Raw genomic sequence first — 631 nt, forward strand, 5'->3', positions numbered from 1 at the left:
CTTATCCTTTAATACAACCCCTGCAACACCCGCTCCAATTGCGCCGATACCGGAAAGTAAATATCTTTTTTTCATCAAATCGTCCTTTCAAATGTTTTGTAACTATATATTCCCCACTTATTTTTTAATAAAACATGCAATAAGTACAACTTCATTACAAATGCTTCCTATGTTATCATTATTAGTAAAGGGCCTAAATTTGAGGTGAAATTGTGCAAGTTAAATGTGTTATTTGTGACGAAGTTGAATCAATCGAAGACTATTCCCTTCAAGCGAAACGGTTGCGGAATCGCCGAATCCATATGTATTTATGTCAGTCATGCTATGAACGAATTGGTAAAAAAACCAAAGCAAGGCATGAGACCGGTAATTTCCGTTTATACAAAAAACCTAAACAAAAAGAAGATCTTATTTAAAAGACTCTAGACGTCCCCATATTGGGGGCTGTCCAGAGTCTTTTTAGTTACTGTGTATTTTGTTTTCTTTTTCTTTCCTGATGTAAACGAAGTCGGTATATACCTAAAACAACAGATATTACAATCAGGCTTTCTGTTATCGGCAACCCAAAAATACTAAAAATTGTTAAGATATACGTTCCGACCGCAAGCATAATATAAACAAAAATTGTTTT

At 34.2% G+C, this 631-nt stretch carries 2 protein-coding genes; one reads left to right on the top strand and one right to left on the bottom strand.

The genetic code is table 11. The features are described from left to right. Positions 1-212 precede the first annotated feature (212 nt). Positions 213-416 carry a YlaI family protein gene (locus tag AC3G7N_RS21510; protein WP_089062881.1) on the top strand — a complete coding sequence of 68 codons (204 nt, stop codon included), beginning with the start codon at positions 213-215 and terminating at the stop codon, positions 414-416. 47 nt (positions 417-463) lie between these two features. Here the strand turns inward: AC3G7N_RS21510 and AC3G7N_RS21515 are convergent, their stop codons facing one another. Next, the gene (locus AC3G7N_RS21515; protein ID WP_489424172.1) at positions 464-625 is read right to left on the bottom strand and encodes a YlaH-like family protein; all 162 of its coding nucleotides are present in this window, start codon (positions 623-625) and stop codon (positions 464-466) included. Positions 626-631 lie beyond the last annotated feature (6 nt).

Source organism: Virgibacillus carmonensis (genome assembly GCF_057836705.1).